General features: G+C 73.2%; 22 protein-coding genes. 11 read left to right on the forward strand and 11 right to left on the reverse strand.

The genetic code is table 11. The annotated features are described in order from the left end of the window. Positions 1-545 precede the first annotated feature (545 nt). Entirely contained in the window at positions 546-2,372 is a 1,827-nt protein-coding gene (gene glmS / locus CFP66_RS13690; RefSeq protein ID WP_094923642.1) for a glutamine--fructose-6-phosphate transaminase (isomerizing), read from the reverse strand. A 19-nt stretch (positions 2,373-2,391) separates the two neighbouring features. Then, on the reverse strand, positions 2,392-2,661 hold the full coding sequence (locus CFP66_RS13695) for a hypothetical protein (RefSeq protein ID WP_094923645.1): 270 nt from the start codon (positions 2,659-2,661) through the stop codon (positions 2,392-2,394). Positions 2,662-3,070: 409 nt separating this feature from the next. On the opposite strand from CFP66_RS13695, the gene CFP66_RS47895 reads away from it, so the two are divergent. Both CFP66_RS47895 and CFP66_RS13705 read left to right on the forward strand, forming a co-directional pair. Next, positions 3,071-3,598 carry an RNA polymerase sigma factor gene (locus CFP66_RS47895; protein ID WP_158228092.1) on the forward strand — a complete coding sequence of 176 codons (528 nt, stop codon included), beginning with the start codon at positions 3,071-3,073 and terminating at the stop codon, positions 3,596-3,598. Beyond that, positions 3,595-4,116, forward strand: coding sequence for a hypothetical protein (locus tag CFP66_RS13705; protein ID WP_094923649.1), 522 nt, complete (start codon positions 3,595-3,597; stop codon positions 4,114-4,116). Before CFP66_RS47895 ends, CFP66_RS13705 begins: the two co-directional genes overlap by 4 nt. A 60-nt stretch (positions 4,117-4,176) precedes the next feature. Here CFP66_RS13705 and CFP66_RS13710 read toward each other — a convergent pair whose 3' ends face one another. From CFP66_RS13710 to CFP66_RS13730, 5 genes are all read right to left on the reverse strand, one after another. After that, the gene (locus CFP66_RS13710; RefSeq protein WP_158228093.1) at positions 4,177-7,971 is read right to left on the reverse strand and encodes an ABC transporter ATP-binding protein; all 3,795 of its coding nucleotides are present in this window, start codon (positions 7,969-7,971) and stop codon (positions 4,177-4,179) included. A 91-nt stretch (positions 7,972-8,062) separates the two neighbouring features. Beyond that, positions 8,063-8,893, reverse strand: coding sequence for a hypothetical protein (locus tag CFP66_RS13715; protein WP_094923652.1), 831 nt, complete (start codon positions 8,891-8,893; stop codon positions 8,063-8,065). Next, positions 8,878-9,792, reverse strand: coding sequence for an ATP-binding cassette domain-containing protein (locus CFP66_RS13720; RefSeq protein ID WP_094923655.1), 915 nt, complete (start codon positions 9,790-9,792; stop codon positions 8,878-8,880). Before CFP66_RS13720 ends, CFP66_RS13715 begins: the two co-directional genes overlap by 16 nt. A 12-nt stretch (positions 9,793-9,804) precedes the next feature. Next, a complete protein-coding gene (locus CFP66_RS13725; RefSeq protein ID WP_143517251.1) occupies positions 9,805-10,698 on the reverse strand; it encodes an SGNH/GDSL hydrolase family protein in 894 nt (297 codons plus the stop codon). Between the two features lie 178 nt (positions 10,699-10,876). Further along, positions 10,877-11,362, reverse strand: a complete 486-nt coding sequence (locus CFP66_RS13730; RefSeq protein ID WP_094923659.1) for an NUDIX domain-containing protein — start codon at positions 11,360-11,362, stop codon at positions 10,877-10,879. Between the two features lie 23 nt (positions 11,363-11,385). On the opposite strand from CFP66_RS13730, the gene CFP66_RS13735 reads away from it, so the two are divergent. After that, positions 11,386-12,105: a dienelactone hydrolase family protein gene (locus CFP66_RS13735; protein ID WP_094923661.1), complete on the forward strand. Its 720-nt coding sequence runs from the start codon at positions 11,386-11,388 to the stop codon at positions 12,103-12,105. A 67-nt stretch (positions 12,106-12,172) separates the two neighbouring features. Here the strand turns inward: CFP66_RS13735 and CFP66_RS13740 are convergent, their stop codons facing one another. Together CFP66_RS13740 and CFP66_RS13745 are read right to left on the reverse strand one after the other, a co-directional pair. After that, positions 12,173-12,376 carry a hypothetical protein gene (locus CFP66_RS13740; RefSeq protein ID WP_094923663.1) on the reverse strand — a complete coding sequence of 68 codons (204 nt, stop codon included), beginning with the start codon at positions 12,374-12,376 and terminating at the stop codon, positions 12,173-12,175. A 2-nt stretch (positions 12,377-12,378) separates the two neighbouring features. Further along, positions 12,379-12,957, reverse strand: a complete 579-nt coding sequence (locus CFP66_RS13745; RefSeq protein WP_094923666.1) for a helix-turn-helix domain-containing protein — start codon at positions 12,955-12,957, stop codon at positions 12,379-12,381. A gap of 93 nt (positions 12,958-13,050) precedes the next feature. Here CFP66_RS13745 and CFP66_RS13750 point away from each other — a divergent pair, with 93 nt between their 5' ends. The 4 genes from CFP66_RS13750 to CFP66_RS13765 all read left to right on the forward strand — a co-directional run bounded on the left by CFP66_RS13750 (position 13,051) and on the right by CFP66_RS13765 (position 19,256). Continuing rightward, positions 13,051-14,082: an LLM class F420-dependent oxidoreductase gene (locus CFP66_RS13750; protein ID WP_094923668.1), complete on the forward strand. Its 1,032-nt coding sequence runs from the start codon at positions 13,051-13,053 to the stop codon at positions 14,080-14,082. A gap of 241 nt (positions 14,083-14,323) precedes the next feature. Beyond that, positions 14,324-15,124, forward strand: a complete 801-nt coding sequence (locus CFP66_RS13755) for a hypothetical protein (protein ID WP_094923671.1) — start codon at positions 14,324-14,326, stop codon at positions 15,122-15,124. Positions 15,125-15,315: 191 nt separating this feature from the next. After that, positions 15,316-19,071, forward strand: coding sequence for a multifunctional oxoglutarate decarboxylase/oxoglutarate dehydrogenase thiamine pyrophosphate-binding subunit/dihydrolipoyllysine-residue succinyltransferase subunit (locus CFP66_RS13760; protein WP_233159415.1), 3,756 nt, complete (start codon positions 15,316-15,318; stop codon positions 19,069-19,071). A gap of 2 nt (positions 19,072-19,073) precedes the next feature. After that, a complete protein-coding gene (locus CFP66_RS13765) occupies positions 19,074-19,256 on the forward strand; it encodes a DUF6104 family protein (RefSeq protein WP_094923675.1) in 183 nt (60 codons plus the stop codon). 340 nt (positions 19,257-19,596) lie between these two features. Here the strand turns inward: CFP66_RS13765 and CFP66_RS13770 are convergent, their stop codons facing one another. Continuing rightward, complete coding sequence (locus CFP66_RS13770) at positions 19,597-20,055, reverse strand: nuclear transport factor 2 family protein (protein WP_094923677.1); 459 nt, start codon at positions 20,053-20,055, stop codon at positions 19,597-19,599. Positions 20,056-20,115: 60 nt separating this feature from the next. On the opposite strand from CFP66_RS13770, the gene CFP66_RS13775 reads away from it, so the two are divergent. Continuing rightward, positions 20,116-20,592 (forward strand): MarR family winged helix-turn-helix transcriptional regulator, encoded by a 477-nt coding sequence (locus tag CFP66_RS13775; RefSeq protein WP_094923679.1) that lies wholly within the window; start codon positions 20,116-20,118, stop codon positions 20,590-20,592. A gap of 217 nt (positions 20,593-20,809) precedes the next feature. On the opposite strand, the gene CFP66_RS13780 is transcribed toward CFP66_RS13775, so the two are convergent. Continuing rightward, positions 20,810-22,444, reverse strand: a complete 1,635-nt coding sequence (locus CFP66_RS13780) for an amidohydrolase (protein WP_094923681.1) — start codon at positions 22,442-22,444, stop codon at positions 20,810-20,812. An 82-nt stretch (positions 22,445-22,526) separates the two neighbouring features. On the opposite strand from CFP66_RS13780, the gene CFP66_RS13785 reads away from it, so the two are divergent. From CFP66_RS13785 to CFP66_RS13795, 3 genes are all read left to right on the forward strand, one after another. Then, positions 22,527-23,456 (forward strand): LysR family transcriptional regulator, encoded by a 930-nt coding sequence (locus CFP66_RS13785; RefSeq protein WP_158228094.1) that lies wholly within the window; start codon positions 22,527-22,529, stop codon positions 23,454-23,456. Between the two features lie 139 nt (positions 23,457-23,595). Continuing rightward, entirely contained in the window at positions 23,596-24,894 is a 1,299-nt protein-coding gene (locus CFP66_RS13790) for an MFS transporter (protein WP_094923686.1), read from the forward strand. Further along, a complete protein-coding gene (locus CFP66_RS13795) occupies positions 24,891-26,543 on the forward strand; it encodes a thiamine pyrophosphate-binding protein (protein WP_094923688.1) in 1,653 nt (550 codons plus the stop codon). The genes CFP66_RS13790 and CFP66_RS13795 overlap by 4 nt, the downstream gene beginning before the upstream one ends. The last annotated feature ends 361 nt before the right edge of the window (positions 26,544-26,904 follow it).

A 26,904-nucleotide genomic window follows, 5' to 3' on the forward strand; every position in this document is an offset into this window, starting at 1 on the left:
GGGGAACGTGCAAGCAAGCAAGATGACGAGGTAGCGCAGGCACAGAAGGCGGCGACGCCGCATCCGCACCGCACCGCCCAGGCCTCGAGCACTAGACCGAGGCGGTCGTCCCGCACGTTCTTCGATCGCCGCCCAGCGCTGGCCCGATCGCCCAAGTTTCGCCACGGGAGGATGATGCCCTGCTCGATGCTGAAGGCCCGGGGAATCTCATCTCAAGAAACGGTTTGCAATAGTGAACGGTACCTGCCGCACGACTTGCAAGCAGGCGGACTGGCCTTGATCGTCAAGGATGAGGCCAGGGCGACACCGTTGTCGCGCTGACGCGAGCTTCGCCGATCGCTGCTGCCCGACGCGCGATGCCGATGGCTGCCTCGCGCACGCGTCCAGCCCGCAGGTACTCAACCTGCGACCGCACGGCCTCCCCGCCCGCGACGAATGAGACCGGCAGGCGGTGCCGCAGGCGCGGTCACTGAGATCGTGGCGTGGACACAGGTCGGTGATAGGCCGTGGATCGGCGGAGTCGGCCGTCCAAACGCGGCGGCCATTTACTCCACCGTCACGCTCTTGGCCAGGTTGCGCGGCTTGTCCACGTCGCGCTCCAGGGCGACGGCGGCGTGGTAGGCCAGGATCTGCAGCGGGATCGACAGCAGGATCGGGTCGAGCTCCGGCTCGTTGCGGGGGATCACGAGCGTGCGGTCGGCGAGGTCGGTGGGCAGCTCCCGGTGCGCGATCGCGATCACCGGGCCCTTGCGTGCCTTGATCTCCGAGAGCGTGGAGGTGTTCTTCTCCAGCAGGTCGTCGTCGGGGACGACGGCCACCGTCGGCATCTCCGGGCTGATCAGCGCGAGCGGGCCGTGCTTGAGCTCGGCGCAGGGGTAGGCCTCGGCGTGGATGTAGGAGATCTCCTTGAGCTTCTGCGCGCCCTCGCGCGCCACCGGCCACCCGCGGCGGCGGCCGACGAACATCATGCCGCGGCTGTCCACGATCTCCTTCGCGACCTCGGCGATCGCCTCGGACTGCCCGAGGATCTCGGTGATCTGCCCGGGCAGCGCGTTGAGGCCGGCGATGATGCGCCGCCCCTGCTCGGGGGAGAGGTCCCGGATGCGGCCCAGGTGCAGCGCGAGCAGCGCGAACGCCGCCACCGTGGAGGTGAACGACTTGGTGGCGGCCACCGACATCTCCGGCCCGGCGTGCAGGTAGATGCCGCCGTCCACCTGGCGCGCGATCGTCGAGCCCACGACGTTGACGATTCCGATCACGCGCCCGCCCTTGCGCTGCAGCTCCTGCACCGCGGCGAGGGTGTCGATCGTCTCGCCGGACTGGCTCACGGCCACGTACAGCGTGTCCGGCTCCACCACCGGGTTGCGGTAGCGGAACTCCGATGCCGCCTCGGCGCTCGCCGGCACGCGGGCGAGATCCTCGATCAGCTGCGCGCCGAGCTCGCCCGCGTAGCACGCCGTGCCGCAGCCCAGGATCTTCACGCGCCGGAACTCCCGCGCCTCGCGGACGCTCATGTTGAGCCCGCCCAGGTGCGCGGTGGTGAAGCGCTCGTCGATGCGGCCCTTGAGCGCCCGCTCGATCGTCCGCGGCTGCTCCTCGATCTCCTTCACCAGGTAGTGCGCGTGATCACCGATCTCCGCGCCGACCACGTCCCAGTCGATCCAGGACGGGCTCTTCGCGACCGCGCGGTCGTCGAGGGTGAATGTGCGGTAGCCGGCCGCGGTGACGGTGGCGAGCTCGCCGTCGTCGAGGTAGACGACCTGGCGGGTGTAGCCGATCAGCGCGGCCACGTCGGAGGCGACGAACATCTCCTTCTCCCCGACGCCCAGCAGCACCGGGCTCCCGTTGCGGGCCACAACGACCCGGTCCGGGTGCTCGGCGTCCACCACCGCGAGGCCGTAGGCCCCGACGACCTGGCGCAGCGCCTGGCGCACCGCCTGCTCCAGGTCGACCGCCCCGGCGGCGAAGGCCGCGGCCACCAGGTGCGCGACGGCCTCGGTGTCGGTCTGGGAGGCGAACTCCACGCCGTCGGCGGTCAGCTTGGCGCGCAGCTCGTCGGCGTTCTCGATGATCCCGTTGTGCACCACCGCGATCCGGCCCGCGGTGTCGGTGTGCGGGTGCGCGTTCTCCGTGGTCGGCTCACCGTGCGTGGCCCACCGCGTGTGACCGATGCCCGGCGCGCCCTTGAAGCGCGCGGGCAGGTCGGCGGCGAGGTCGGCGACCCGGCCACTCACCTTCCGCACCTTGAGCCCGCCCTTGCCGGCGAGCGCGAGGCCCGCGCTGTCGTACCCGCGGTACTCCAGCCGCCCCAGCCCCTCCAGCAGGATGGGAGCGGCGTCCTGGGGTCCGACGTATCCGACGATGCCGCACATGGAAGTCCCTTCATGGTGATCAGCCGTAGACGATGCGCCGCAGCTGGCGTGCCGACAGCGGAGGCGGGGCCACCCGTCGCGTCGCCAGCTCGGCGTCCAGCGCCGCGAATATCTGCTCGTTCGTGAGCCCGCGACGTTTCAGCTCCGCGTGCCGGCGACGGACGAACTCCGGCAGCTCCTCGGAGAAGTAGCCCACGACCTCGGCCACCACACGCGCCGCCTCCGCCGCGCTGAGCGGGCTACTGCGCGCCAGGTGGGCGACGAGGTCGTCGTAGGGTCCGGCGGGCACGAGGAGAGATGGTGCCCTGCGCGGCGGCAGAACCCAAACTTCCTGCCCGAAAACGGGCAGGATTCGCCCGATGAGGCAAGCTTGCGGCAGTCCGCAACGCTTCGTGATCGGCTCAGCGCGGCAGGTGCCCACGCAGCGCCGCGTCAGACCCGCGCCCGCCGATCGTGGTGCTCACGCCACCGGTCGCAGTCGGCGTGGGCGCAGAAGTCGGTGCGTGAGCGGCGTGGCGGCGGCACCGGCCCGGCGTGGTCCACGGCCGGCGTGGACAGTGATCCCGATCACTGCCGCAACGTGGGACCGCTCATACCTCGTCCCAGGGGAGTCAATGCATCTCGGACGGCACGAAGGGACGGGTTCGACGGATGACACGCACCCCGCGGAGAGCGCTTCCTCCGCCCGGGCAGGTCCGATGAGGACGCCCGCAGGCCGCACCCCGCCGCCATCGTTCGAGGCCTTCGTGCGGGATCACGGGCCCGAACTGGTGGCCTTCGCCCGTCGCCTCACCCTGGACCACCACCGCGCCGAGGACATCGTCCAGGACGTCCTCGCCCGCGTCGGCATGAGGTGGTCGCGCGTGGCCGGCAGCAACGACGTGCGTGCCTATGTGTTCAAGGCCGTGCTCAACGACTTCCTCTCCTGGCGGCGCAGGCGCTCGTCCCGGGAGCGCGCGACCGCCGACCCGGCGGCGGGCCGGGAGACCGCGGCGCCGGGTGTCGAGGACATCGTGCTGCTGCGCGACGAGCTGCACACCGCGCTCGCCGTGCTCTCTCCCGTGCAACGCGCGGTCGTCGTGCTGCGCTACCACCAGGACCTGCCCGACACGGAGATCGCCCGGCTGATCAGGTGCCGCGAGGTCACGGTGCGGTCCCACGCCCACCGCGCGCTGGCCGTGCTGCGTCGTGCCGACGTTCCGATCATCGAAGGGAGCAGGCCATGAGCCAGCCGTTCCGCACCGACCCGAGCGACCGGCTGCGGGCCGCGCTCGACGACCCGACGTTCGACCGCGACATCTCCGCCGAGGCGCTGCTCGTCGGCATCGAGGATCGCCGCCGCAGGCTGGTCCACCGGCGGCGCCAGCGGCTGTCCGTCACCGCAGCGGTCGCCGCGGCCGCGCTGGTCGTCGGGGGAGTCGCAGTGATCGGCAATCGGACGCCGGAGGTGACGCCTGCCCGGCAACCGGTCGTGGCCCCGGCCCCGGCGAGCACCTCGGCGCCACTCGAGCCGTCGCCGGATCCCGTAGAGGCCGAGGCAGAACGCCACAGGGCGGAGGCCCTCCGACGCGAGGAGCGGGCGAGGGCGGAGGCGGAGGCCACCGCGGAAGCGGCGCGTGCTGCGCGTGACGCGGCCCAGGCGGAGGCGGAGGCGGAGGCCGTCAGACGAGCCGAGGCGGCGCGCGGGACGGACCCAGACGGAGCCGGACCGATGCCGAGGCCCGACCCGACCGGCGGTGGGTGAACCCCCGAACCGGCAGCTCAGCGAGCGCATGATCTGTGCGAGGTTGCGGGCGGAACACGTCTACGCCGCCGGCTCCAGCTCCCCGGCCTGCCAGAGCCGGGCGTAGTGGCCGCCGGCGGCGAGCAGTTCGGCGTGCGGGCCCACCTCGACGACGCGGCCGCCGTCCAGCACCACGATCCGGTCGGCGCGGGCGGCCGTGCCCAGCCGGTGGGCCACCACGAACGCGGTACGGCGGGCGGTGACCCGGTCGCCGGCCTCGAGCACGGCCGCCTCCGTGGCCGGGTCGAGCGCGGCCGTGGCCTCGTCGTAGAGCAGGACGTCGGGGTCGGCGAGCTCGGCGCGGGCGAGCGCGATCAGCTGGCGCTGCCCGGCCGACAGCCCCTGCCCGCGCTCGCCGACCGGATGCCGGAACCCGCCGGGCAGCCCGCGCACCAGCTCGAACGCCCCGACGGCCCGCGCCGCGGCCTCGATCTCCGCCTGCGACGCCCCCGGACGCGCGTACGCGATGTTGGCGGCCACGTCGCCGGTGAACAGGTGCGGCTCCTGCGGCACGATCCCCAGCCGCTGCCGGTAGCCGGCCAGCGGGTAGCGCCGCACGTCCACCCCGTCCACGAGCACCGCGCCCGTGCCGGCGTCGTAGAACCGGGCGAGCAGTTTGACCAGCGTGGACTTGCCCGCGCCGGTGGCGCCGACGAGGGCGATCGTCTCGCCGGGCGCCACCCGGAGCGAGACGTCGGCCAGCGCGGGCTCCTCCGCCCCGGCGTAGGCGAAGCCGACGTCGCACAGCTCCACCTCGCCGCGCAACCGCGCGGGCGTGATCACCGGGTCGCCGGCCGGCTCCGGGGGCACCGAGGTGGGGGTGCGCAGCAGGTCGGAGATCCGGGACAGCCCGACGCGGGCCTGCTGGTAGCTGTCGAACACCTGCGACAGCTGCTGCACCGGCGCGAAGAACAGCGCGAGGTAGAGCAGGAAGGCGGTGAGCACGCCAGGGGTGATCTCCGCGGAAGCCACCCGGGCCGCGCCGACTCCGAGGACGGCGGCCGTGGACACGTCCGACAGCAGCGCGACGAACGGGAAGTAGGTGGCGATGTAGCGCTGCGCGCGCAGCCGGGAGCGCCGGTAGGCGGCACTGCGCTCGCCGAACACGTCGGCGCTGCGCTCCTCGCGGACGTAGGCCTGGGCGACGCGCACCCCCGCGACGTTCTCCTGCAGGTCGGCGTTGACGATGCTCACCCGCTCGCGGGCCTCCGCGTACGCGGCCGACGACACCCGTCGGAAGATCACGGTGGCCACCACGAGCACCGGCAGCACCGCGAGGGCCACCAGCGCCAGCTCGAGGTCGGTGACCAGCAGCGCGACCGCGACTCCGACGATCGTGAGGACGCTGACGACGGCCTGCGCGAGGCCGGTCTGCAGGAACGCCGACAGTGCGTCGACGTCCGTGGTCATCCGGGTCATGATCCGGCCGGACAGCTCGCGCTCGTAGTAGTCCAGCCCCAGCCGCTGCAGGTGGGCGTAGCTGCGCACCCGCAGCAGGTAGAGCAGGCTCTCCCCGGCGCGCGCGGTGACGACGGTCTGCGTGGCCACCACGAGCCACCCGGCGACCACCAGCCCGATGCCCAGCAGCGTGGCCGTGACCAGCACCTCGGGCGCGCGTGCCGTGATGCCGCCGTCCACGGCCATCCGCGTGACGGCGGGCAGGGCGAGGGTGCCCAGTGCGTCGAGCGCCACCAGGGAGACACCCACCAGGAGCAGTGCGCGCACCGGCCGCAGCAGCCGGGCGAGCCGGAAGCCGGGGTCCGGCGCCGTCGGGTCCTCCCCGCGGATCCGCGGCTCCTCCGTGGCCGGTGGGAGCGCCTCGACCGCGGAGAGGAGCTCGGGCGTGGGCGCCATGCTCCCGGCGGCCCCCATCCCACCGCCCATGCCCCCGCGTGCACCGGCGCCGCCACGCCCGCCAGGACGTGCCGGGCCCGGGTCGACGGTGCGGACGGTCTGCGGGACGCCGTCGTCGGGCTCCGGCTCGGGCCACAGCTCCGCGGTGACGGGCGCGTGCGCCGCGCCGTCGCGGTGGACGTGGCGGTGGGCGCCGCGACGATCGGGGTCGTCCAGCCTCGTGACCGAGCCACCGGGCTCGGGCACCGCGAGCAGCTCCCGGAACAGCGCGCAGCGCTGCGCCAGCTCCGCCTCGGTACCGACGTCGACCACGCGGCCCCCGTCGAGCACGGCCACCCGGTCGGCCAGGGCGAGTGTGGAGCGCCGGTGGGCCACGAGCAGCGTGGTGCGGCCCGCGGTGAGCGTGCGCAGCGTGTCGTGGATGGCGGCTTCGGTGGCCGTGTCGACGGCCGAGGTGGCGTCGTCGAGGACGAGGACGCGGGGGTCGGTGAGCACCGCCCTGGCCAGCGCCACCCGCTGGCGCTGCCCGCCGGACAGCGTGAGGCCGCGCTCGCCGACGAGGGTGTCGTAGCCGTGGGGCAGCGCCTCGACGAAGCCGTCCACCTGGGCCGCCCGCGCTGCGGCACGCACCTCCTCGTCGCTCGCGTCGGGGCGGCCGTAGGCGATGTTGGCGCGGATGGAGTCGGAGAACAGGAACGCCTCCTCGAACACCACGCCGAGCTCGCGGCGCAGCTCGGCGAGGCGCAGCTGCGGCAGCGGCACACCGCCGAGGCGCAGCTCGCCCTGCTGCGGGTCGTAGAAGCGCGGCAGCAGCAGAGCGATGGTGGACTTGCCGGACCCGGCGGTGCCGACCACGGCGAGCGTCTCCCCCGCCGCGACGCGCAGCGTGACGCCGTCGAGCACGGGTTCGCGGCGCGAGTAGCCGAACGTGACGTCGTGCAGCTCCACCGACAGCGGGCCCTCGGGCAGGGCGGCGGGGGACTTCGGGTCGACGACGTCGGGCTGGGAGTCGACCAGGTCGTGCACGCGCTCGACACCGGCGCGTGCGAGCTGGGCGCTGACGACCAGCGAGCCGAGCAAGCGAGCGGGCGCGACGAGCTGGGCGACGTAGGTGGAGAAGGCCAGGAACGTGCCGAGGCTGATCGAGCCACCGATGGCGAGCCACCCGCCCACCGCGATCACACCGACCTGCCCGAGCGCGGGCAGTGCGAGCAGCGTGGGGTTCAACCGGGAGGTGAGCCGCGCGGCGCGCATGCGCTCGCCGAACAGCCGCGCGGCGCCCCGCTCGAGGGTGGCGGTCTCCCGCTGCTCCTGACCGAAGCCCTTGACCACCCGGACCCCGGTGACCGTCTCCTCCACCTGCTGGGCGATGTCGGCCGCCCGCTGCTGGGCCGACCAGGTGGCCGGGAACAGGCGCGCCCTGGTGCGCAGCGCGATCCACCACACCGCGGGCAGCAGCACCAGCGCCACGACCGTGAGCAGCGGCGACAGCCACAGCATTGCCGCGATCGAGACGACCACCAGCACCACGGCGCCCAACGCCAGCGGCGCCATCGACAGCAGCTGCTGCACCAGCTGCAGGTCGGTGATCGCCCGCGACACGACCTGGCCGGTGCGCAGCGCGTCCTGGCGCTCCCCGTCGAGGCGCTGCACGGCGGCGAAGACCTGACGCCGCAGGTCGTGCTGCACGTCGAGCGCGAGCCGCCCGGCGAGGTAGCGGCGCAGGAACGCGGCGCCGAAGCGCACGAGCGCCAGCGCCAGCACCGCCACCACGATCGCGCCCAGCACCGCGGTGGACCCGGCGACGGCGTCGTCCACCGCAACCCGCGTGAGCAGCGGCCCCACGGCCTCGAGGCTCACCCCGAACACCGACGCGACGAGGGCGCCCGCGACGACCGCGCGGTGCTTCAGGCAGGAACGGGCGAGCCGGCGGATCCAGCCGGGAGAGGGAGCATCGGGCACGTGTCCAAAGTATGCCGCCCCACCGACGCTCCCGCGGGCGCCGCGACTCACCTACGCCCACACCCCGACTCGCGGGCTGGGGGCTGCCCCCTCAGGTGATGTCGCGGTGGCCGCCGACGAGCGCGCCCACCGCGCCCACCGCGCCCGTCCAGGCCGCGAGCACCAGCAGCGCCACCGCCCACGACGGTGGCGCGCTGACGGCGGCCAGGATCTCCACGACCTGCGGCGCCGTCACCGGCCCGGCGATCTCGTGCGCGGGGATCGTGTAGATCGCCACCTCCCCCGCGTTGCCCGGGAGGTAGGACGCGATGGCGCGCACGGTGGCGGAGTCGGAGGAGCCGAGCAGCGCGCCGAGGAGCAGCTCACCGACCATCAGGTACAGCAACACGGCGACGAGCGCCCCGACCTGGTTGATCACGGCCGTGCCCAGCGCCGCGCCCAGCGCGCCCCACAGCGCGGCCACGACGAGGCCGATCGCCGCGGTGGCGAGCACCGGCCCGGCACCGGGGAACGACGCGCTCGGATCGGCCACGAAGCCGGCGAGGACGCCCACGAGCACGGCGATCGCGGCGTAACCCGCACCGACCCCGGCGCTGACCACCATCTTGGCCAGCAGCACCTGCGTGCGGCCGCGCGTCGTGAGGTAGGTCGTGGTGATGGTGCGGTGACGGTGCTCCCCCGCAGCTGCGACGACGCCCTGCACCGCGGCGAACACCGTCGTCAGCCCGAGGGCGTAGGCGAGCGAGCCGAGCAGCAGGGGCAGCGCACCCGCCTCGGGGAACGCCGCGGTGAACACCCCGCCGAAGAGGTTGATCACGCTCGACAGCGCGACGACCGGGATCAGCAGGCCCCACCACAGCCTCGTCGACACGACCTTGCGGAGCTCCGCCCGGATCGCGGCCGCCGTCACCGCGTTCCCCACGGCTCGGCGGTGAGCTGGAAGAACAACTGCTCCAGCTCGATCTTCTCGTGCACCATCCCGTAGATCGCGACTCCTGCCCCCAGCGCGACGTCGCCGACGTGCACGGGGTCGGCGCCGGCGATCCCCAGCCGGCCGTCGGCGAGCGTGTCGATCTCCAGCACCCCGGTGCGGGCGAGCGCGTTCGCGAGCTGCGCGGGATCGGCGCAGTGCACCAGCACGCGAGCGCGGCGCGACTGCTGCAGCTGCGCGAGCGAGCCCTGGTAGACGCAGCGGCCACGGCTGATCACGACGAGGTGGTCGGCGGTCTGCTCCACCTCGCCGAGCAGGTGGCTCGACACCAGCACGCTGCGTCCCTGCGCGGCGAACGCCCGCAGGAACTCGCGCAACCACGCGATGCCCTCGGGGTCGAGGCCGTTGCCCGGCTCGTCGAGGAGCAGCACCTGCGGGTCCCCGAGCAGCGCGACGGCCAGCGCGAGCCGCTGGCGCATGCCCAGCGAGTACTCGCCCACCGGTCGACCGCCGGCGTCCCCCAGGCCGACGGTGCCCAGCGCGTGCTCGGCGGCGGCGTCCGGCACGCCGATCGCCGCCGCGCAGGCGAGGAGGTGGGCGTGCGCGGTGCGGGCCGGGTGGAAGCCCTGGGCCTCCAGCACGGCGCCCACCACGCGGGCCGGCGCCCCGAGCTCGGCGAAGCGCAGCCCGTTGATCCGCGCCTCACCCGCCGTGGGTGTGACGAGCCCCAGGACCATGCGGAGCGTCGTGGTCTTCCCGGACCCGTTCGGCCCGAGGAAGCCGGTGACCGCTCCCGGTTCCACGGTGAAGGTCAGCGCATCGACCGCGTCGATGGCACCGAACCGCTTGCTCAGCTCGCGAACGGTGACGCGGCCGCTCCGGTCGTCCACTCGGTCCCTGGATCAGTCCTCGGCCGGCTCGGTCGAGGCCGGCTTCGACGCCGGCTTCGACGGGGCCGACTCGGACGGGGCCGACTCGGACGAAGCCGCGGTCGCCGTCGACGACGCCGGCTTCGACGGCGCGGCCTTCGACGGGGCGGCCTTCGCTGCGGCAGCCGGCACCACCGGGAGCTCGGGATCGGTGGACGGCGCGACCTCGGCGGGCGGACCGTCGATGGCGGCGATGACGGCGCGAGCCCAGGCGGCGTGCTCGACGTCGCCGAGCAGCGCACCACCGCGGCCACGACCGCCGGGGCCGAACCGCGGGGGCAGCTCCGCCACCCGCAGCCGGTGCTTCGCCGCTTCCTCGCGGGTGACGGCGTCGAGCGCGGCGGCGGGGCCACCTCGGGCGCCGCGCGCGAACGTGCCGACGACCGCACCGGACGGCAGCGCGGAGAGCACCTGCCGCAGCGTGACGTCCGCGCCGGGCACGCGGCGGGCGATGTCCTCGGCACCGACGATGCAGCTGACCAGCGCTGCGGGCTGCTCACCGGCCAGCGCGACGAGCTCGGGCAGCTGGTGGGCCAGGACGTCGGCGGCGCCGGCGCCCGCCCGGGAGAGGTTGATCACCCGCCATGCGTCGCGGTGGCGCAGCAGCTCGTGCACCACGCCCACGTAGCCGGCGTCGCGGCGGGTGGCACCGATGCCCTGGGCAGCGGAGTCCCCGAGGACGATCCACAGCGGACCGGTGGTCTGGCGGGCGTCCAGGTTGGCGGCGGCCCAATCGTCGGCGAAGGCACGGATCTGCAGCCTGCGGGCAGACGCTCCGGGCAGCACGCCGCCGAGGAAGCGTTCGCCACCCGCCTTGACCCGTCGCGCGGCGGCGCGCATCCGAGGGACCTGCAGGGGAGAGCTCATGGGGGACTCCGGGGAGCGGTCGTCGCGACTCGTGGTGCACGGGGGTGGGGATCGTCACCGTAGCCAGGCGGGTGCACCACCACCCCGCCGGGTCCCTGGGCGCCACCGGTCCGAGCCACGCCGTTCGTGCGGACGTCACCCGCCGTTCCCCCCGCGTTCCCACGGTGCCTCGCACGGGTCAGCCGGGCGCGAAACCGTACGTCGTGATCGTCGGCAGGGTGCCGGCCCGCAGCGCGTCGAGCACGTACCGCTCGTGGGGCACCACCGGCTCCGGGAGCGCCGCGAGCGGGAACCACTCCAGCCCGGCCGCCTTCGCCGCCTCCAGCAACCGCGGCTCGCCCGTCCAGCGGCGGCAGCCGAAGAAGAAGTCGACCCGCTCGTCGATCGGGTCGTGGTTGGCGTGGGTGCGGTGCATCGTGGTGAGCGGGTCGAGGTCGGCCGGATCGATCCGCACCCCGATCTCCTCCGCCGCCTCTCGGCACGCGGCCGCGTGCACCGACTCGTCGGCCTCGACGTGCCCCGCGGCCGCGGCGGCCCAGTGCCCGTCCCGGTACCCGGTGCCCTGGCGCAGCTGCAACAGCACCTCCACCCGGTCCTCGTCCACACCGGACCCGGCGCCGCGGAAAAGGAGGACGTAGGCGGCCGGGACGACGCGGAACCTCACGGGCGCAGCCTAAGGTGCGCCCAATGGCCCGCACCCACTACGAGACGATCACGACTCCTGACGGCGACTTCGACGCGTTCTGCGCCCTGCCCGAGACCTCCCCGGCCCCGGCGGTGCTGGTCCTCCAGGAGGCGTTCGGCGTCAACGACAACATCCGCGGGCTGGCCGAGCAGCTCGCGGACGCCGGGTACCTGGCGCTCGCGCCGGACGTGTTCTGGCGGATCGAGCCGCGCTTCGAGCGCAAGGACGAGTCCGGCCTCGCCGACGGCATGGCCCGCATCCAGCAGCTCGACTTCGGCCTCGTGCCCGCCGACCTCACCGCCACCATGGCGCACGCGCGGGCGATGCCCGAGTGCAACGGCACGGTCGGCGGCATCGGCTTCTGCCTCGGCGGAGCGCTCGCCTACATGCTCGCCACCAGCGCACGCGTGGACGGGCGGGGTCCGGACGCCGTGGTGTCCTACTACGGCTCGGCGGTCCACGGCATGCTCGGGTCGGTCGATCGGATCGAGTGCCCCGTCCTGTTCCACTACGGCGCACGGGACCCGTGGATCCCCACCGAGCAGATCGACGACGTCGAGCGCGCGGTCGCCGGCCTCCCCGACGTCACCCTGCACCGCTACGACGCCGGGCACGCGTTCTCCAACTGGGACGCCCCGTCGCTCTATGACGAGCCCGCCGCGCGCACGGCCTGGGAACGCACGCTCCGGTTCCTCGACGAGCACCTGCGACCGGCCGGCTGACGGACCCGACCAGCGATCTCGCGCGGACCGTGCGTGATCACCGGTCCGGCGCCGGTGGAGCGTGGGCTCAGCTGCGCGCCGGCACGTCGAACAGGCCTGGCGCCCAGGTGGCGGCTCGTGGCCGGGAGGCCCACCACAAGCGCGCGTAGAGGCGCACCAGGCGGGACGGCCGCCGGCCGCGACGGCAGGCGCGCACGAGGCGGTGGTGTTCGGCGTCGGCCCGCCGGCGACCGTGGATGTCGCGAGCGGACCAGGACAGGTACGGATCCATGCTCACTCCCCGGAACCCGGCGGGAAGTACGTGGCGAAGAACATCCGGACCGCGCGGGAGCCGGCGGGCCGGCGGGCCGGGTCCTCGAGCCGGTTGCCGTAGCGGTCCAGGATCGCCCTGAGCTCCTGGGACACCTGCTCCAGCTCGTCGACGGTCAGGTAGGTGAGGGACGCCCTCTTGCGGCTGTTGCGGCGCCACTCCTGCGGCTCCCGCTCCTGCCGCCGGGCGGCGTCCTTCATCCGGCTGTTCTCGTAGTCGAGGAAGACGTCGGTGAGCGCCTCGGCCGCGAGCTGCCCCTCCGGCTCCAGACCCTCGGTCTCCCAGCTCTGGTCGTACTTCACGAGCTTCCACGGCTTCTCCCGACCGGTCCCGCCCCCCGCCTGCTCGACGAACCCGTACTTGGCCAGCATGTTCAGGTGGTAGGAGCAGCTCGCGACGCTCTCGCCGGTGAAGTCGGCGCAGCGCGTGGCCGTGGCGGTGCGCTCCAACCCCAGCAGCTCGATCAGCTTCCACCGCGTGGGGTGCGACAGCGCGCGCAGCGCCTTCGGATCGGTGATGCGCTCGGGCCGGTGCTCGGTCACGGTAACAAGCTATCTTTCGCAAGCACTCTTTAGCAAGGTTTCTTGTGAATAGCTTACTTGACTCGCCGGTAACCCCTGTGTTGGCTTGCGGGCATGCTGCTCTCGACCCAGCTCCAGTACGGCGACGACCCGGTGCGCAACGCGGAGAGCGTGGTCGCCATGGAGCAGGCGGGGCTCGACGTCGTCTGGGTCGCGGAGGCGTACAGCTACGACGCGGTGTCGCTGATGGGCTACCTCGCCGCGCGCACCGAGCGCGTCCAGATCGGCTCCGGGATCCTGCCCATCTACAGCCGCACGCCCACGCTCACGGCGATGAGCGCCGCAGGGCTGGACGCGCTGTCCGGTGGCCGCGCGATCCTCGGCCTCGGCGCGTCCGGCCCGCAGGTGATCGAGGGCTTCCACGGCGTGCCCTACGACAAGCCGGTGGGCCGCACCCGCGAGGTCATCGAGATCTGCCGCAAGGTGTGGCGGCGCGAGCGGGTGACGCACGAGGGGCTCTACACGATCCCGCTGCCCGCCGACCAGGGCACCGGCCTCGGCAAGCCGCTCAAGCTGATCAACCACCCGAAGCGGGCCGACATCCCGATCTGGGTCGCCGCCCTCGGCGACAAGAACCTGGAGATGACGGCCGAGCTCGCCAACGGGTGGCTGCCGCACGCGCTGCTCCCGGAGAAGATGCGCGAGGTGTTCGGGCCCGCCCTCGACGCGGGCTTCGCCAAGCGCGCGCCCGAACTCGGCCCGCTCCAGATCACCGGCGGCGGGATCCTCGCGCTCGAGGAGGAGATGTTCGAGCCGGCCCGCAACCTCGCCCGCGGGATGTACGCGCTCTACATCGGTGGCATGGGCGCGCGCGGGCGCAACTTCTACAACACGGTCTTCGCCCGCCAGGGCTACGAGGACGCCGCGAAGCGCGTGCAGGACCTCTACCTCGACGGACGCAAGGACGAGGCGGCCGCCGCCCTGCCCGACGACTTCATCGACCGGGTCACGCTGATCGGTCCGGCCGGGCACGTCCGGGAACGGATCGCCGCGCTGCAGGAAGTAGGGGTGACCCACCTGCACGTCAACCCGGTCACTTCGGACGCCCCCAAGCTGCTCGCGCAGGTCAAGGAGTGGATCGCCTAGCACCGCGGGAGAGCGCGGCGTGTGCCGCACAACCGCGGGTGATCAGCGCTTCGGTGCGCGCACGGCCGGATCCGGCCGCTGCTGCACCGAGCCGACGATCACGTGGGCCGTGGTGCTCGCCACCACGGCCCATGCCGCCACGACGCGGGCGTGGCGTTCGCGTGAAGCACCGGGGCGAGTCGATCACGCTGAGTGACTGCGCCACACTCAATGCCGACGACCCCCGACCGCAGGAGCGCGCGTGTCCGACCCCGCCATCGCCGTGTCCGACCGACCGATGGCGTCGCACCAGTACCGCTACGTCGAGACGCATGCCTGGTGGCTTGGCACCTTCGGCCCGCACCAGCACCTCACCGAGCACCGCCTGCGGCAGTGGGTGCCCGCCCTTCCGGAACGCGAGTGGGTGCTCGAGCGCGAGCTGACGGGCGCGCAACGCTGGCTCGCCGGCTCGGCGGAGGAGGCCCGCGCCGACGGGTTCGACCTGCGCGACATCGCGCCCGTCGGCCGCTTCCGGGCCCCGTACGGCGACTTCGACGCCGGTCCCGACGCCGACCTGGGCATGGACCTCGACGACGCGTTCTGCGCTCGCCCCCGCCCACCGCGGCGGGGCAGCTGGCAGTCACCCACCCCCGAGTTCCTGCAGCGGCTCCCGCGCGACCCCGAGGTGCTGCTCGGCCGCCTGCGCGAGGACAACCCGGGCAGCTGGTTCGGGCCGTTCGCCGCCGCCGTCACCGCCCTGCGCACGGCTCTGGTGCCCGCAGAGCTGCGGGCCGCGTTCTTCCGCGCCCTCTCCGCGCTGCCGGGCGTCCGCCTCGCCGACGAGGCCGTGAACGTCGACGGGCACGCGTGCGTGGCCCTCGTCCACGACGCCGGGCGCACGCGCACCGAACTGCTGCTCGACCCGTCGGACGGCCAGTTCGCCGGCGAGCGCGACACGCTGCGCAGCGACTCCCGCTTCGGGCTGCCGGCAGGCACCGTGATCAGCACCACGGCGGTGCGCACGGCGGTCGTCGACGCGGCCGGTGAGCTCCCGGCCACCTGAACCGACCCCTGAACCGGTGCAGCTGCGCGCCTCCCGTGCGCGGTACCCGGCCCCGGATCGTGAGGACTAACCTGGCAGGAAGTCCTCGGCGATGACGATGCGATCCGATCAAGGCGGTCTTCAGCGTGTCCAGCAGCAGTACGTCCAGTCCGGCAGACGAGTTCGGCCCCAACGAGTGGCTCGTCGAGGAGATGTACCAGCGATTCCTCGACGACCCGAGCACCGTCGACCCGGCATGGCACGAGTTCTTCGCCGACTACCGCCCCACCGACTCCGTGACCGAACGTCCCGCCGCCCGCGGTGACGCGGCACAGTCCGTGCAGCAGGCCGCGCAGCGCCCCGTGGCCGCGTCCGCTCCGTCCCAGGCGCCCACCGCGCCGGCCCCCCGTCCCACGGCCGAGGCAGCCGAGCCCACCGAGCGCACGCGGGTCGCCGACCGCAGTGCGCTCACCCCACCGCCCGCGGCCGGCGCGAACGGTCGCGCTCCCGCCCGCGCGGCAACCTCCACGACCACCGGGGGCACGCCGTCCAAGCCGGCCGCCGGCAGCACCTCGCAGGCCGCCCGGCCCGCGGGCCTGTCCGGCGACGACGGCGCGGGCACCTCCACCCCGCTGCGGGGCGCCGCGAACGCGGTCGTCAAGAACATGAACGCCTCGCTCACCGTGCCCACGGCCACGAGCGTGCGCGCGGTCCCGGCGAAGCTGCTCGCCGACAACCGCGTCGTCATCAACAACCAGCTCAAGCGCACCCGCGGCGGGAAGATCTCCTTCACGCACCTGATCGGCTACGCGCTCGTCAAGGCCCTCGCCGACTTCCCGGGCATGAACCGCCACTTCGCCGAGAACGACGGCAAGCCCACCGTGGTGCAGCCCGAGCACGTCAACCTCGGGCTCGCGATCGACCTGCCGGGCAAGAACGGGCAGCGCTCGCTCGTCGTCGTCTCGATCAAGGGCTGCGAGACGATGAACTTCGCGCAGTTCTGGTCGGCCTACGAGGCGATCGTGCACAAGGCTCGCGGGGGCAGCCTGGCGGCCGAGGACTTCGCGGGCACCACCATCAGCCTCACCAACCCCGGCACGCTGGGCACCAACCACTCGGTGCCGCGGCTGATGCAGGGCCAGGGCGCGATCATCGGCGTCGGCGCGATGGAGTACCCGGCCGAGTTCCAGGGCGCGAGCGAGGAGCGGCTGTCCGAGTTCGGCGTCAGCAAGATCATCACGCTGACCTCGACCTACGACCACCGGATCATCCAGGGCGCCGAGTCCGGCGACTTCCTGCGCCGCGTGCACGCGCTGCTGCTGGGCGAGGACCAGTTCTACGACCAGATCTTCCGCTCGCTCCGGGTGCCCTACGAGCCCGTGCGATGGGTCAAGGACATCCCCGAGGGCGCGGTCGACAAGACCGCCCGCGTGATCGAGGTGATCGACGCGCACCGCACGCGCGGGCACCTCATGGCCGACACCGACCCGCTCAACTACCGCCAGCGCCGCCACCCCGACCTGGACATCCTCTCCCACGGGCTGACGCTGTGGGACCTCGACCGCGAGTTCGCGGTCGGTGGGTTCGCCGGGAAGCAGCACATGAAGCTGCGCGACGTGCTCGGTGTGCTGCGCGACGCCTACTGCCGCACGATCGGCACCGAGTACATGCACATCGCCGACCCCGAGCAGCGCGACTGGCTGCAGGAGCGCATCGAGGTGCCGCACCAGAAGCCGAACGCCGCCGAGCAGAAGTACGTGCTCTCCAAGCTCAACGCGGCCGAGGCGTTCGAGACGTTCCTGCAGACCAAGTACGTCGGGCAGAAGCGGTTCTCCCTCGAGGGCGGCGAGACCGTCATCCCGCTGCTGGACGCCGTGCTGGACAAGGCCGCCGAGCAGGAGCTCGACGAGGTCGTCATCGGCATGCCGCACCGCGGCCGGCTCAACGTGCTCGCCAACATCGTCGGCAAGCCGATCAGCCAGATCTTCCGCGAGTTCGAGGGCAACCTCGACCCGGGCCAGGCCCACGGCTCCGGTGACGTGAAGTACCACCTGGGCGCCGAGGGCAAGTACTTCCGGATGTTCGGCGACGGCGAGACGGTCGTGTCGCTGGCGTCCAACCCGTCGCACCTGGAGGCCGTCGACCCGGTGCTCGAGGGCATCGTGCGCGCCAAGCAGGACCTCCTCGACAAGGGCGAAGGCGGCTTCAGCGTCCTGCCGCTGATGATGCACGGCGACGCGGCGTTCGCCGGCCAGGGCGTCGTCGCGGAGACGCTGAACCTCGCCAAGCTGCGCGGCTACCGCACCGGAGGCACGGTGCACGTCGTCGTCAACAACCAGGTCGGCTTCACCACCGCGCCGGAGCACTCGCGCAGCTCGCAGTACTCCACCGACGTCGCGAAGATGATCGACGCGCCGGTCTTCCACGTGAACGGCGACGACCCGGAGGCCTGCGTCTGGGTGGCCAAACTGGCCGTCGAGTACCGGCGGCGGTGGAACAACGACGTCGTGATCGACATGATCTGCTACCGGCGGCGCGGCCACAACGAGGGCGACGACCCCTCGATGACGCAGCCGGCGATGTACGACATCATCGACGCCAAGCGCAGCGTCCGGAAGATCTACACCGAGTCGCTGATCGGCCGTGGCGACATCACCATGGAGGAGGCCGAGCACGCGCTCAAGGACTTCTCCAACCAGCTCGAGCACGTCTTCAACGAGGTCCGCGAGCTGGAGAAGACCGCGCCGGCCCCGAGCCCGTCGGTGGAGAAGGAGCAGTCGGTGCCCACCGACCTCGACACCTCGGTGTCGCTGGAGGTCGTGCACCGCATCGGCGACGCGCACGTCGAGCTGCCCGAGGGCTTCAACGTGCACCAGCGGGTCAACCCGGTGCTGCAGAAGCGCGAGAAGATGTCGCGCGAAGGCAACATCGACTGGGCGTTCGGCGAGCTGCTCGCCCTCGGCTCGCTCGTGATGGACGGCAAGCTCGTGCGATTGTCCGGGCAGGACACCCGCCGCGGCACGTTCGTGCAGCGCCACTCCGTGGTGATCGACCGGCGCACCGGCGAGGAGTACTACCCGCTGCGCAACCTGTCGCAGGACCAGGAGCGGTTCCTGCCCTACGACTCCGCGCTCTCGGAGTTCGCCGCGGTCGGCTTCGAGTACGGCTACTCCGTGGCCAACCCCGAGGCGTTCGTGGCGTGGGAAGCGCAGTTCGGCGACTTCGTCAACGGCGCTCAGTCGATCATCGACGAGTTCATCTCGTCCGGTGAGGCCAAGTGGGGCCAGATGTCCGACGTCGCGCTGATGCTCCCGCACGGCCTGGAGGGCCAGGGCCCGGACCACTCGTCGGGCCGCATCGAGCGCTTCCTCCAGCTGTGCGCCGAGGGCTCGATGACCGTGGCCATCCCCACCGAGCCGGCCAACTACTTCCACCTGCTGCGCCGGCACGCGATGGACGGTGTGCGCCGGCCGCTGGTGGTGTTCACGCCCAAGTGGATGCTGCGGGCCAAGCAGGCCGTCAGCCCGCTCGCCGATTTCACCGGCGGCCGCTTCCGCCCGATCATCGACGACCCGCAGTACCGGGACAACGACGGTCCGGCGTCCGACGTGCGCAAGGTCCTGCTCTGCTACGGCAAGCTCTACTACGAGCTCGCGGCCGCGCGGGAGAAGCGGGGCGTCGAGAACACCGCGATCGTCCGCGTGGAGCAGCTGTACCCGGTTCCGGACCGCCAGCTCGCCGCCGTGCTGGAGCGCTACCCGAACGCGGAGGACATCCGCTGGGTCCAGGAGGAGCCGGCCAACCAGGGCGCGTGGCCGTTCATGGGCCTGGAGCTGCCGGCGAAGCTGCCGCGGCTCGTCGGATTCCGGCGCGTCTCGCGGCGTCGGATGGCGGCCCCCGCCCCCGGTTCGGGGAAGGTGCACGAGGTGGAGCAGACGGCCCTGATCGACGAGGCCCTGGGAGAGTAGCTGTGTACGCCACGGACCGAGGTATCGAAGAGCTCGCAGAACGGCGCGGTGACGAGCAGCTCAGCGTGGAGTGGCTGGCCGAGCGGCTGCGCGTGTTCGTCGACCTCAACCCCGCCTTCGAGGACGCCGTCGATCGCGTCGCGAGCTTCCTGGCCCGCGACGACGCCGACGACCCTGACGCCTGACACCGCAACACGCACACCTCCAGGCCCCGACTCGCGGCACTCCCGCGAGTCGGGGCCTGCGTGCGTCCGAGTCGCGCTCGGACCCGCGCGAGTCGCGACATGAGCCCCGCGAATCGCGGCGTGAGTCCCGCGACGCGAGCAGCGCGGCGGTCGTCAGCACCGGTCGCCGCGGGTGTCGGTGTCTGCGGCCGCCCTTCAGGAGATCATCGCCCCGGTGCATCTCCGGCGACATGTCGCCGTTCGTGCACCAACCGGGCGATCATGAACGCGGGTTCCGACCGAGATCATCGCATGGGTGCAGAAGCGGCGACAGGTCGCCGGGAATGCGCCAAACCGGCGATCATCGGCCTGCGCTCCGCGACTCGCGGTCTGGATGCGGGTGAGCCGTGGGCTCGGTCGGTCGGTGCCCGGTGCTCGGAAGCACCTGTCGGGCCGCGATCCGCCAGCCGCCGTCGGTGCGCGCGACGCGGTCGACGTAGACGACGCTGCCCGCCCGGCCGTCGCGGAGGACGCCGATGCCCTTCGACCGGACGTGCGCGGTGCCGTCGACGCCCTCGGTGACCACGACGTTGGTCACGTGATGCCCGACGGGGTTGCGCTCGTCGTCGGCGAACGCCTCCGCCACCGCGCGGAACTCCGGAACACCGCGGATCGTGCCCTGTCCCATCGCCGTGACGTCATAGACGGCGTCCGGCGCGAACAGCTCGTCGAGGCGGTGCAGCTCGCGGGCGTCCACGAGGTGCCCGTGCAGAGCGACGAGCTGCTGGATCGCCACGATGTCGTCCGCCGTCAGCGCCATACCCAGACGCTAGGCAATTGACAACGTGTTGTCAAAGCGATGCGGTGGGAGGATGCGACGATGGAGGCCGTGGACGCCCGGGCGGAGGAGTTCCTCGCCCTCATGCGGGCGGTGGGGGCGCTGCACCGCTCGTTGCACGACGTGGGCGACGCCGTCGCGGCCAGCGCGAACCAGAGCCGCGCCCGCAGCACCTGCCTGCAGCAGATCGCGGGAGGCCCGCGCACGGTCGCCGACATCGGCGAGCGGCTCGGCCTCGCCCGCCAGGGCGTGCAGCGGGTGGCCGACCTCCTCGTGGCCGACGGCCTGGCCACCTACACCGACAACCCGCGGCACCGGCGCGCGAAGCTGCTGATGCTGACCGCTGCGGGCGAGCGCGCGCTCGCGACGATGGACGCAGCGCACCGTCGCTGGGTCGCCGACACCGCACCCGAGCTGGTGCCGCTGCGCCTTCCCGAACTCACCGACCACCTCGACGCCGTCCGCCACGCCGTCGATGCGGCCCGCCGGCCCGACAGCCGGTCGGCGGAGCGCTCGTAGCGTTCGCGAGCTCCCCGTCCCGACGCTCGACACCGCGACACATCCACACCAGGACCCCGACTCGCGGACAACGACGGCACGACTCCCGCGCACCCACCCCCCGACTCGCGGACAACTACGGCGCGACTCGCGTGTGGCCGCCCCCGACTCGCGGACGGCCGAGCGCGACTCGCGGGTCGTCCGACCTGCCTCGCGGCGTGGGCGGGAGATCCGCGGGCTACCCCGCGGAGCGCTCGTAGGCGAGTTCGCCACCCACGACGGTCGCGAGCACGTCGATCCCGGCGATCCCCGCGGGGTCGACGGCGAGCAGGTCGTCGGACAGCACGGTGAAGTCGGCGAGCGCCCCGACGGCGAGCGTGCCCTTGCGGTGCTCCTCGCGCACCGCGTACGCCGAGCCGTGGGTGTAGGCGCGCAGCGCATGCTCCGCGGTGATGCGCTCCCCCGGCGCGAGGTCCTGGCCCGAGCGGGTGCGCCGGTTGACCATGTCGTGGATGCCGAGCAGCGGGGCCCCGTCGACGACGGGCGCGTCGCTGCTGCCGGGCAGGACCATGCCGGCGTCGAGGAGGCTGCGCATCCGGTAGCAGTGCTCGCTGCGCCCGGGGCCGAGTGCGGTGCGCATGCCGTCGCCGAGCTCGGTGATGAACCGGCCCTGCGGCACCGCGACGACGCCGAGCGCCGCCGCCCGGGCGACCTGCCGGTCGTCGGCCACGGCGAAGTGCTCGATGCGGTGGCGGGTGTCGGACCGCGGGTACTCGCGCTGGGCCTGCTCGTACACGTCGAGCACGTGGTCTACCGCGGCGTCGCCGATGGCGTGCGCGGCCACCTGCCAGCCCGCCCGGTGCGCGCCCACCAGCAGTGGCGCCAACTCCTGCGGGTCGAACAGCATGAACCCGGTGTTGTCGTCCTCACCGGCGTAGCAGCACGTCATCGCGGCCGAGCGGCCGATGAGCGAGCCGTCGGTGAGGATCTTGACCGGTCCGATCCGGAGCCACTCGTCGCCGAACCCGCTGCGCAGGCCCAGGTCCAACGCGCGTAGCCCGTCCTCGCCGGCGACGGCGTGCAGCGCGGTGACGTAGGGCATCAGCGTCATCCGCACGCCGAGCGCGCCCGACTCGCGGGCTCGCTGGAACGCGTGCAGGTCGAGCGGGCTGTTGCCGAGCCCGTCGATGGTGCCGATCCCGGGCTCGGTCGCGCTGGTCAGGCCCTCGGACAGCGCCACCCGGGATGCCTCGGCGATGTTGGCCTCGATCTCGGCCACCGGCAGGGGTTCGAACGCGCCCCGCACCAGCGGCATCGCCCGCTCCTGCAGCAACCCGGCCGGGCGCCCGTCGGGGCCGCGCACCACGTGCCCGCCCTCGACGTCGGGCACGCCGTCGCGGCCCGGGAAGCCCGCCCGCGCGAACGCCTCGGTGTTGGCCACGCCCATGTGCCCCGAGACGTGCTCGATCCAGATCGGGCGCCCACCGGTCACCTCGTCGAGCCGCTCGGCGAGCGGATGCGCACCGATCTTGTTCTGGTCGTAGCCGCCCGCATGGACCCACGCGTCCCGGGGCAGGGCGTCGGCGGCCCGCGCGACCGCGGCGTAGAGCGCGTCGAGCGTGGTCACCAGGTGCGAGCGCAGGTCCAGCGCCCGCAGCCGGCGGCCCCGCATGCTCAGGTGGTGGTGGGCGTCGTTGAAACCGGGGACGGCGCAGGCGCCCCCGAGGTCGACGGTCCGGGCGGCGCCCAGCCCTTCCAGCTCCTCGTCGAACCCCACGATGCGTCCGCCGAGCACGCCGACCCGGTGCGCCCGCGGTCGCGCCGGGTCCATCGTGACGAACCTGCCACCTTCGTAGATCGCATCCACCCGCATCGTCGGGACGCTACGCACGCCCGTCCGGACCCGCGACTACGAGAACTGGTGGCTGCCCATGCCGATGCGGCATGGTGCGGCCGTGAACCTGCACCGGCTGCGCTGCTTCCTCGCGGTGGTCGACACCGGCACCGTGACCGCCGCGGCACGCCGGCTGCTGATCGCCCAGCCCGCCCTGAGCCGCCAGGTGCACGCGCTGGAGAAGGAGGTGGGCCTGCAGCTGTTCTCCCGCCACCACAACACCCTGCGCCTCACGCCGGCCGGGGTGGAGTTCGCCCGCATGGCCCGCCGCCTGCTCGTGCAGTCGGAGGACCTCGCATCAGCGGCCGACGCGCTCGCGGCCGGCACCGTCCGGCGGCTGACGATCGCCGCGACCCCCGCGTCGCTCAGCGCCTTCGTCGCGCCCTTCGTCGCCACGCTCGGCCCGACAGACCCGCTCCTGCTGACGCGCCCGGAATCGCACTTCGCGCTGTACGACGCGCTGCGCGCCGGCGCCGACGCGATCGTCTCGCCCGCCCCGGGAGAGGCGGGTTTCGCCCGACAACCGCTCGGGGCGGTGCCACTGCAGGCGCACGTCGCGGCGAGGCACCCGTGGGCCGAGGCCGGCCGGACCCGCGTGGGCCTCGCCGAACTGCTCGCCGAACCGCTGGTGCTGCCCAGCAGCTCCGCGGTGAGCAGGCGGGTGCTCGACGAGGCCGTTGCGCGGTGCGGGCTGGCCTACGGCCCGGTCGAGGAGTGCGACGACGGGCGCACCGCGCAGGCCATCGCGGCGTCCGGCAAGGGGGTCGCGGTGGTCACCGACGGCCCGCGCTACGGCGCCCACCCGGTCCCGGTCCTCGCCGAAGTCGACGACCCGGCTTCTGTCCTCGGAGTGCCACTGCACGTCGCGTGGGAGCAGCACCACTACGCCGCCGAGGTGATCGCCACCCTCGCCGGCCGGCTGGCGACGTTCCTGCACCGATCCGCACCTTGGAGCCGTACTGCTGCTTTTCGGCACGCTGGACAGCAGTAAGGCTCCAAGGTGCGGGCGGCATGCGCGGGCGGCATGCCTGGGCGGCATGGCATCTATCGCTTTCCAGTATTGGCCGGCATCGGTCCGCTCGCCTACCCTCCGGCCAATCCCGCAGTTCCCCGGCCGGGCGGAGACGCACATGACGGAAGCGACGGCTCGTCCCACGGAGCAGCAGGTCCGCAAGATCGCCACCGCCGCCTACGTCGGCACGGCGCTGGAGTGGTACGACTTCTTCCTCTTCGGCACCACCGCCGCGCTCGTGTTCGCGCCGCTGTTCTTCCCCGGCGACGACCCGGTGCTGTCCACCCTCTCGGCGTTCCTCAGCTTCGCCGTGGGCTTCGTCGCGCGGCCGGTGGGCGCGGTCGTGTTCGGGCACATCGGCGACCGGTACGGGCGGCGGGTCGCCCTCGTCGTGACGATCGGGCTGATGGGCATCGCGACGACGCTCATCGGCGCGCTGCCGACCTACGCGTCGGCCGGGATCGTCGCGCCGATCCTGCTGACCCTGCTGCGCGCCGTGCAGGGCTTCGCGACCGGCGGCGAGTGGGGCGGGGCCACGCTGCTGGCCATCGAGTACGCGCCGGCCCGGCGGCGCGGCTTCTACGCCTCGATGGTGCAGATCGGCTCGCCCACCGGCACGCTGCTGTCCACCGGCGCCGTCGCGCTCGTGACGCTGCTGCCGCGGGAGGACTTCCTGGCCTGGGGCTGGCGGCTGCCCTACGTCGCCTCGATCGTGCTCGTCGCGGTCGCCCTCTGGATGCGGTGGCGCGTCGAGGAGACGCCGACGTTCCGCGCGCTGGCCGCGGCGTCGAAGACGGAGCGGGCGCCGGTCATCGAGGTGCTCAAGGCGCCCGGTCGGCTGGCGCTGGGCGTCGGCGCCTACCTGTTCAACAACGCGGGTTTCTTCATCGTCACCACGTTCATGATCAGCTACGCCACACGGGTGCGGGAGCTGCCCGCGTCGCTCATCCTCAACGCGCTGACGATCGGCGCGCTCGGGCAGGTCGTCGGCCTCTTCGTGGCGGGGCGGATGGCGGTACGGCTCGGCTCGCCGCGCACCGTGATCATCGGGTACGTCTTCTCCGTCCTCATGGCCTTCCCGATCTTCTTCATCGTCGACACCGGGAACGCCGCGCTGATCGCCGTCGGGTTCGTCCTCCAGCTCGGCCTGACCACGATCGCCTACGGCCCGATCGGCGAGCTGCTCTCGCAGCTGTTCCCGACCCGGCTGCAGTACAGCGGGCTGGCGCTGTCGGCGAACATCTCGGGGGTCATCGCCGGGTTCATGCCCGCCCTCGCGACCTTCGTGTCCTCCCGGTCGGGCGGCGCCTCGTGGGGACCCGCGTCCCTGCTGCTCGCGATCGCGGTGATCTCGCTGGTCGCGTCGATCATCGCCCGGCGCGTCATCGGCGCCGACCACCGGAAGGAGAGCGTGTGACGGACGGGCGGACCGGCGGGCGACTCGTCGTCGACCAGCTGCGCTCCGAGGGGGTGGACACCGCCTTCTGCGTTCCGGGTGAGAGCTACCTCGAGGTGCTCGACGCGCTGCACGGCTCCGGGATCCGCCTGGTCACCTGCCGGCACGAGGGCGGCGCCGGCTACATGGCCGACGCGTACGCGCGCATCACCGGCACCGTGGGCGTCGCGCTGGTGACCCGCGGGCCGGGCGCGGCGAACGCAGCCGTGGCGCTGCACACCGCGTGGCAGGACAGCACCCCGCTCGTGCTGCTCGTCGGCCTGGTGCCGCGCGGGCAGACCGGCCGGGAGGCGTTCCAGGAGTTCGACCTGCAGGGCTGGTTCGGCACCACGGCGAAGGCCGTGCACCGCGTCGACGACGCCGCCCGCGTGCCGGAGCTGCTGGCCGGAGCGTTCGCGACGGCCCGGTCCGGCAGGCCGGGACCGGTGGTCGTCGGGCTGCCCGAGGACGTGCTGCGCGAGCGGGCCGCCGTCGGGCCCGTGGCACCGGTCGAGGTCACCGAGCCGGTTCCCGCGCCGGCGACGATGGCGCGGTTCGCCGGCCTGGTGCGCGACGCCACGCGCCCGCTCGTCGTGCTCGGCGGGGTCGGCTGGAGCCCGGCTGCCGCCGACCAGGCCCGACGCTGGGCCGAACGCTTCGCGCTCCCCGTCGCCGTGGAGTTCAACGCGCTGGACCTGATCGACCACGACTCGCCCTCCTACGTCGGGTGCATGGGGTTCGGGCGCCCCGCCGAGCTGACCAGCGCCCTGCGCGAGGCGGACCTGGTCATCGGGATCGGCTCCCCGCTGGGCGACGTCGTCACCGACGGCTGGGAACTGCTTCCGGTCGACGCTCCGGGTGCCCGGCTCGTGACCGTGCTGCCCGACGCCGAGGCCCGCGGGAGCGCCCACCCGGACGCGCTGCGGATCGTCGCCACCGCACCGGCGTTCACCGCTGCCCTCGACGACCTCGCCGCTCCCGAGGACCCCGGCTGGGCCGAGCGCACCCGGTTGTTGCGCAAGGCGCACGAGGAGTGGCGCGTGCCCCGTGGCCGCGGCGCGGACCTGGACCTGGACGAGGTGTTCGGGCAGCTGCGTGATCACCTCCCCGACGATGCGATCGTGACCTGGGGCGCCGGCAACCACTGCGCATGGCCGAGCCGCTTCCTGAGCCGGCACGGCTACCCCTCGCAGCTCGCGCCGCGCAACGGCTCGATGGGATACGGGGTGCCGGCCGCCGTCGCGGCCGCGATCGCGCACCCGCAGCGACCGGTCGTCTCGATCGCGGGCGACGGCTGCTTCCTCATGAACGGCCAGGAGCTGGCGACGGCGCGCGCCCAGGGCGTCGCCCCGCTGGTCCTGGTGCTCGACAACGGCACCTACGGCACCATCCGCGCCCACCAGGAGCAGCGCCACCCCGGCCGCGTCAGCGGCACCGATCTGGTCAACCCCGACTTCGCCGCGCTCGTGCGCGCGTACGGCGGGCACGGCGAGACGGTGACGCGCACGGCCGAGTTCGTCCCCGCGCTGGAACGGGCGATGGCCGCAGGCGTACCCGCGCTCATCGCCTTGCGGGTCACCGACGGCACCCTCGCCCCGGGCGTCACGGTGGCCGACCTCCGCGCCACCTGACGGCACCACCGCTCGCGAGTCGCGCTTACGTGCGGTGGCCCCGAAACCTGCCGCTGCCGGGCACCCACCCGGCAGGGGCGGGCTCGTCGTGAAACGGGCCTGGGCCCGCGCCGGGGACGGCTGTCCACCCAGCCCGGATATTCGGTAGTTGTGCCAACCCGGCCATCTCGCCGACGGGCAGGCGCAGGGGAGCCCGGCCGACTACGCCGAAGGCCGGGACAGGGGTGTGGGGCAGCGGTTGCGAGCCGGGGACGGCGATCATGGTGACAAGCCGGCGTGCGAGGCGTACGTGGTGCGGCCGCGAGCGCCCTGGTGTGCGACTCGCACCGCGCCGACACTGATCAAAGCTGGCAGACGCGCG

It is taken from the genome of Pseudonocardia sp. MH-G8, from assembly GCF_002262885.1.
Lineage (GTDB): Bacteria > Actinomycetota > Actinomycetes > Mycobacteriales > Pseudonocardiaceae > Pseudonocardia.